The sequence below is a fragment of the Nocardia rosealba genome, assembly GCF_020216065.1.
GTDB lineage: Bacteria > Actinomycetota > Actinomycetes > Mycobacteriales > Mycobacteriaceae > Nocardia > Nocardia rosealba.
Window position 1 is genome coordinate 188,765 of sequence record NZ_JAIWNA010000010.1, and the last position, 6,000, is coordinate 194,764.

Below are 6,000 nucleotides of genomic sequence, written 5' to 3' on the forward strand. Positions count from 1 at the left end.
TGAAGTGTTCATGAAGGACGACGAGGTTCGGAGGTAGGAACGTGGCACGACGGTTCGAGGACAAGGTGGTCTTCGTGACGGGCGCGGCGCGCGGACAGGGCAGGGCCGAGGCGGTGCGCTTCGCCGAGGAAGGCGCCGATGTGATCGCCGTCGACGCCTGCGCGGAATTCGGCAGCACCGGATACGCGGGGGCGACGGAAGACGACCTGGCCGAGACGGTGAAGCTCGTCGAGGCCGCCGGTGGCCGGATCGTCGCGAGCAAGGTCGATGTGCGCGATTTCGACGCGCTCTCGGCCGCGCTTGCCGCGGGTATCGAGCAGCTCGGCAGGCTCGACGTGGTGGTCGCCAACGCGGGCATCTGCTCGGCGGCGCTGTCGTGGGAGATCACGCCCGAACAGTGGCGTGAGACCATCGATGTGAACCTGACCGGTGTGTGGCATACCGCGAAAGCCGCTGTGCCACACCTGATCGCGCAGGGCAGCGGCGGTGCGATGGTGTTCACCAGTTCGGTGGCCGGGCTCAAGGGCATGCCGTTCGTCGGCCACTACGTCGCCAGCAAGCACGCCATCACCGGCCTGGCCAAGACCATGGCCAACGAGCTCGGCGGGTACGGCATCCGGGTGAACACCGTGCACCCGGCGGGGGTGGCGACCGGGATGCAGATGGGCGAGATGGGCCCGCTGCTCGAGGAGCACGCGAGCACCCTCGGGCCCATCTTCATGAACGCGCTGCCGAGCTACATCTGTCAGCCGGAGGAGATCGCGGCGGCGGTGGCGTGGCTGTGTTCGGACGAGGCGGGTCAGGTGACCGGCGCGCAGATCCCGGTCGACATGGGCAACCTCAACCGCTGAGCTTGGTATTTTTATACCGGCACGGCTAGTGTCGGTATAAAAATACCGAGTGGAGGCGTGATGGTGGAGTTGAAGACTCCCGAGGAGATCGAACGAATGCGGGTGACCGGCCGGTTCGTCGCGGACGTACTGGCCGGCGTGCGCGAACGAGCGCTGGTGGGGGTGAACCTGCTCGAGCTGGAAGCCTATGTGCGCGAACGGATTCGTGAGCGCGGCGCGGTGTCGTGCTACTGGGACTACTCGCCCTCGTTCGGGCGTGGACCGTTCCGCAATACCGTGTGTTTGGCTGTCAACGATGCTGTCCTGCACGGGCTTCCGCATGATTACGTGCTGCGCGACGGTGATCTGCTCACCGCCGACCTGGCCGTCACCATCGACGGCTGGAGCGCGGATTCGGCGATCTCGTTCACCGTCGGCACCGGCTCGGCCGACGATCAGCGGCTGGTGCGGGCCACCGAGGAGGCGCTGGCCGCCGGGATCGCGGCCGCGCAACCCGGCAACCGGCTGGGCGATATCTCGGCCGCGATCGCGAATGTCGCACGCGGATACGGGTATCCGATCAATACCGAATACGGCGGGCACGGAATCGGGCGGACCATGCACGAAGACCCGCACGTGGCCAACAACGGGCGGGCTGGGCGCGGTTTCCTGCTGCGGCCGGGGCTCACCATCGCCATCGAACCCTGGTTCGCGGCGAGCACCGACAAGGTCTACACCGACGCCGACGGGTGGACCATCCGCTCGGCCGACGGGTCGCGCTGCGCGCACAGTGAGCACACGATCGCCGTGACCGCCGACGGGCCGAGCGTGCTGACCTCGCGAAACTAATCTCTTCTCGAGCGGTATCACCGCCGCCGCCCACGGCGCTCCCGTGACGGGTCCGTCGCTCTACGGCGCCGTCACCTACACCGCGGCTCTGGCCTCGGCCGGGTCGGAGGCGACGTCAGTGCCATTCCGGGGTTGCTCGTCGTGTGGTGATCGGCTCGAATCACTAGATTCCGGGCGGTGGGTCGGCGGCAGCGATTCATCGCCCACCGGTCGCCGGGGAAGGCGGCTCACGGCTGTGATCGGTGAACGCGCCGTCGGCGAGGACCGGAACGACGGTGTCCGCATTGATCTGCGTCGCGATGTCGACATCGTCTGCGAAGCCGCCCGATCGAAGTTCCCGGCCCGACGCACACTCGTCGAGTTCCGTGCCGATGTTCGTCACCGACAGGAAAGCGTGTGCGGCGGAGCGGGCTTCGGGCGAGGGTCGACCACTGGCTCGGTCGATCAGCGCGGCCACGAGGGCTCCGGCGCCGAGCAGGTCCTCGACAGCGGGCCGAAGTGTCGCGTCGTCCGGCCACCGTTCACCGGCGGGAACGATCGCGATCGGCTGCTGGGCCGTGCCCCACCGCCGCTCGGTGATCCACGTGGCGACCGCATCGGCATTGCGCAGGCAGGCCGCGACGACGGGCGGACCCACCACAGCCGAGGCGATGGTCGAACCGTTGGGGGAGGGCAGGACCAGGCGCTCGGCGAACGGTGCGCGGCGGATCGCCGCCGGAGACAGCGACCACGGATGGGTGGCGTCGACAGCACGTCGTCCGACGGCGAGTTCGGCACCGTGCCGCGCCGCGAACACCTGCGCGGAATCGTCACGCCAGCGATAGGGGTAGACCGCAGTACCCGCCGAGACGGCGACAGACACCGCCGTACTGAAGGACAACACATCGACCACCACCACGCAGGCCGCACCCGCACCGATCACTGCCGCCCCCGTCGGCCCCCAGTCGAGTCGAATCCCGAACTCATCCTGCCGGGCCCACCTCGGGCTCATCGTTCCGCTCCGATCTCCGCATCGAAACGGATAGTTCGGTCAGTCTTTTCGTCTGGTCACTCGGTCATTGAGAGCCAGGCGTTGAGCTGGTCCGGTGCGGCGGCGTCGGTCGCCAGCGAGGCGCGTTCCTCGGAGGTGAGGGTCAGGGTGTTCAGTTCGGATTTCCAGTGGGTGAGGCGGTCGGAATCGCCTGCGGCGACGGCCAGTTCGGCCAGGGCGGCGTAGGCGCGGGCCAGGTCTGTCGCGGAAGCGGTGGCGCCGAAACGGCGTAGACCGGTTTCCAGGGCTCGGGTGGCGGCGCGGTCGTCGTTCTTGAAATCGCGGAAGATGCGGGCATTGTCGAGAACTCTCGGTAGACCCTCGAGTTCGCGGGAACCGCCGTATTCGAGGGACTCCGGTTCGTCGCGCTGGATCACCAGCAGCGTGTTGCCGACCGGATCGACCAGCGTGAATCGCGACTGCCCCGGCCGGAAACGGGTGATCCGCGGGCAACCCTTCACGGGGATCTTGCCGTACGCGGTGCGCAGTGCGGCGGTGAACTTCGCGTGCCGGTCGGCGACGTCGTCGACCAGCAGCAGCGCCGCAACGTGTTCGAGCGGCAGCTCGACCCCGGCGGGAGCCGGCGAGAAATGCAACGCGGCCCCATGACCCTCGACCACCCCGTACGCATACGGCCGGGTCTGCTCATGGGTCACCGTCCACCCCAGCGTTCGATAGAACGCCAACGTGGCCCCGAGATCACCACTCCACAACATCGGCACTGCGGCATCGCTCATGAATCCGAGCCTACGAACCTTTCCGGCGCCCTGCCCGTACCAGTTTTCGCACCGCTAGGCTCAGGGGATGACGAACCGCCTGGGCGAGGCCGCGACCGCGAACTATGTTCTGCTCACTACTTTTCGTAAGGACGGCACACCCGTCGGTACCCCGGTGTGGGCCGTGTCGCGCGAGGACAAGCTGTATGTCTGGACGGTGACCGACAGCTGGAAGGTCAAGCGCATCCGCCGCAATGCCGAGGTGACCGTGCAGCCGTGCGATGCGCGCGGTAAGACGCACGGTGCGGTGGTGTCGGGCACCGCGCGCGTGCTCGACGGCGCCGAGACCGAGCAGGTGCGTTCGCTGCTGCGCCGCAAGTACCGGCTCACCGGCCCGCTGGTGATCTTCTTCAGCAACCTGCGGCGGGGCAAGGACGGCACCATCGGCCTCGAGATCACGCCCGCCTGACCGAAACGGTACCCAGTACCGCTGGTATCGGATACCGTGGGGGTTCAGACGAAAGGACCCCCATGGCCGAGAACCGCCGCCGCGCCGTCGTGATCGCGGGTGCCCGCACCCCGTTCGTCCGTGCGTTCACCGACCTGACCCGGCTCGACAGTATCGCCCTGGCCGGTGCGGCGGTGCGCGGTCTGCTCGCGCGCACCGGCATCGCGCCCGCCGAGATCCAGTCCATCGTGTGGGGCGGGGTGATCCTGCCGAGCCACGCGCCGAATATCGCGCGCGAGGTGGCCCTGGATCTGAACCTGGATTTCGGGTGCGAGGGATACACAGTCACCCGGGCGTGCGCGTCGGGCCTGCAGGCTGTCACCTCGGCGGCCGCGGCGATCGAACGCGGCGAATACGACATCATGATCGCGGGCGGCAGCGACTCGACGAGCAACGCCGAGATCAAGCTGCCGCAGAAGGTGGTGCACGCGGTCGCGCCGGTCGCCCTTGGGAAACCGTCGGCCAAGGACTACCTCGACGTGGTGCGTCAGCTCGCGCCGTTCACCGACATCCTGCCGCGTCAGCCGAAGATCTCCGAGCGGACCACCGGCGAGGTGATGGGCGAGTCCGCCGAGAAGATGGCAAGGATCAACGGCATCTCCCGCGCCGACCAGGACGCTTTCGCCGCCCGCTCCCACCAGCGCGCCGCCGCCGCTATCGCCTCGGGCCGATTCGATGACGAGGTCGTGCCGATCGAGACGCCGTCCGGCAAACGGATCGAGACCGACGGTCTGGTCCGGGCGAATACGAGCGTGGAGAAGCTTGCCGCGCTGAAGCCGGTGTTCGCCGAGAACGGCACCGTCACCGCAGGTAACGCGAGCCCGCTCACCGATGGTGCGTCGGCGGTGTTGTTGATGAGCGAGGAGAAGGCTCGGGCGCTGGGCCTCACGCCACTGGCCGCATTCCGGTCGTGGAGTTATGTGAGCGTCGACCCAGCGGACCAGGTGCTCATCGGGCCGGCGATCTCGATGCCGCGTGCGCTCGACAAGGCGGGTATGTCTCTGGCCGACATCGACCTCGTCGACATCCACGAAGCCTTTGCCGCCCAGACCCTTTCGGTGCTGCGCATGCTGGAGAGCGCGGAATGGGCCAAGACAAGGCTCGACCGGGACGAAGCCGTGGGCTCGGTCGATATCGACTCACTGAACGTGCACGGTGGATCCATCTCGCTCGGGCATCCGTTCGGTGCCACCGGGGCTCGGATGGTGACGACGATGGCGAACGAGCTGGCTCGGACCGGGAAAGAGACTGCGCTGCTGGGGATTTGTGCGGCAGGTGGGATCGGGGCTTCGGCGGTGCTCGAGCGGGTGTGATGCGGGTGGGTCGGTGGGTGGTTGTCTAGGTGTGCCACCTGCCGGATTCCCGGCCGGACGGAACCACTGCGGTGTTTTGTGCACCACGGAGGTATTGGGCTGTATTTTTGGAGCGCTGGCGCGCTCGAGCGCGGCCCCGGGAGGGCCGCGAGTTAGACGCCGTTGCTCGCGCTTCGCGCATGCGCAACGGCGTCTAACTCGCGCCCGGGCCGCTACGCCGCTTCGCGGCGATCCCTCCTCGAGGTCGGGATGTGCGGGGCTGGGGATGCGGTCATGGCGGACTGCTGGGGAACCCATTCGGGGCGTGTATCACTCAGAGCTGTCACCTACCGGACTCCCAACCGACAGCACAGCTTCAGTGCATCAACTGAGTCCCTCATGACCGCCCCCAACCCGCGGTTCGGCGCGCATCACTCGAGTCCGCATTTACCGCACTCCCAGCCTCACGGCACCACTCGAGTCCGCACTTACCGCACTCCCGGCCGCGCAGCACCACTTGCGTCGGCCACCTACCGCCCTCCCGGCGGCACCGCATCACCTAACTCCGCCACCTACCGCACTTCCCAGCCCACGTGGCACACCTGAAGTCCGCCATAACCGCATCCCCAGCCCCGCACGACCCGACCTCGAGGAGGGTCCGCCGCGAAGCGGCGTAGCGGCCCGGCCGCGCGAACAGCGCGCGAAGCGCATGCGCGCAGCGCGAGTCTCGAGCGCTGTTCGCGCGGCCCCTCAGGGGCCGCGCTCGAGCGCGCCC

6 protein-coding genes are annotated in these 6,000 nt (G+C 68.0%); 4 read left to right on the forward strand and 2 right to left on the reverse strand.

All coding sequences use genetic code 11. The annotated features are described in order from the left end of the window. Positions 1-41 precede the first annotated feature (41 nt). A complete protein-coding gene (locus tag LDL21_RS28095; protein ID WP_225282445.1) occupies positions 42-851 on the forward strand; it encodes a mycofactocin-coupled SDR family oxidoreductase in 810 nt (269 codons plus the stop codon). 60 nt (positions 852-911) lie between these two features. Further along, a complete protein-coding gene (gene map / locus LDL21_RS28100) occupies positions 912-1,679 on the forward strand; it encodes a type I methionyl aminopeptidase (protein WP_225282446.1) in 768 nt (255 codons plus the stop codon). Positions 1,680-1,875: 196 nt separating this feature from the next. Here map and LDL21_RS28105 read toward each other — a convergent pair whose 3' ends face one another. Together LDL21_RS28105 and LDL21_RS28110 are read right to left on the reverse strand one after the other, a co-directional pair. Then, on the reverse strand, positions 1,876-2,670 hold the full coding sequence (locus LDL21_RS28105; RefSeq protein WP_225282447.1) for a 2-phosphosulfolactate phosphatase: 795 nt from the start codon (positions 2,668-2,670) through the stop codon (positions 1,876-1,878). 56 nt (positions 2,671-2,726) lie between these two features. After that, entirely contained in the window at positions 2,727-3,446 is a 720-nt protein-coding gene (locus tag LDL21_RS28110; RefSeq protein ID WP_225282448.1) for a DUF8817 family protein, read from the reverse strand. 67 nt (positions 3,447-3,513) lie between these two features. Between LDL21_RS28110 and LDL21_RS28115 the strand changes: the two genes are divergently transcribed. Continuing rightward, positions 3,514-3,894 carry a PPOX class F420-dependent oxidoreductase gene (locus LDL21_RS28115; RefSeq protein ID WP_225282449.1) on the forward strand — a complete coding sequence of 127 codons (381 nt, stop codon included), beginning with the start codon at positions 3,514-3,516 and terminating at the stop codon, positions 3,892-3,894. 62 nt (positions 3,895-3,956) lie between these two features. Further along, the gene (locus LDL21_RS28120) at positions 3,957-5,246 is read left to right on the forward strand and encodes an acetyl-CoA C-acyltransferase (protein WP_225282450.1); all 1,290 of its coding nucleotides are present in this window, start codon (positions 3,957-3,959) and stop codon (positions 5,244-5,246) included. Positions 5,247-6,000: the final 754 nt, after the last annotated feature.

What these genes read in the sequence shown, in the direction of transcription:
- map (WP_225282446.1), top strand. Translation starts at nt 912, where the DNA reads ATGGTGGAGTTGAAGACTCCCGAGGAGATCGAACGAATGCGGGTGACC.
- LDL21_RS28105 (WP_225282447.1), bottom strand. Translation starts at nt 2,670, where the DNA reads ATGAGCCCGAGGTGGGCCCGGCAGGATGAGTTCGGGATTCGACTCGAC.
- LDL21_RS28110 (WP_225282448.1), bottom strand. Translation starts at nt 3,446, where the DNA reads ATGAGCGATGCCGCAGTGCCGATGTTGTGGAGTGGTGATCTCGGGGCC.
- LDL21_RS28115 (WP_225282449.1), top strand. Translation starts at nt 3,514, where the DNA reads ATGACGAACCGCCTGGGCGAGGCCGCGACCGCGAACTATGTTCTGCTC.
- LDL21_RS28120 (WP_225282450.1), top strand. Translation starts at nt 3,957, where the DNA reads ATGGCCGAGAACCGCCGCCGCGCCGTCGTGATCGCGGGTGCCCGCACC.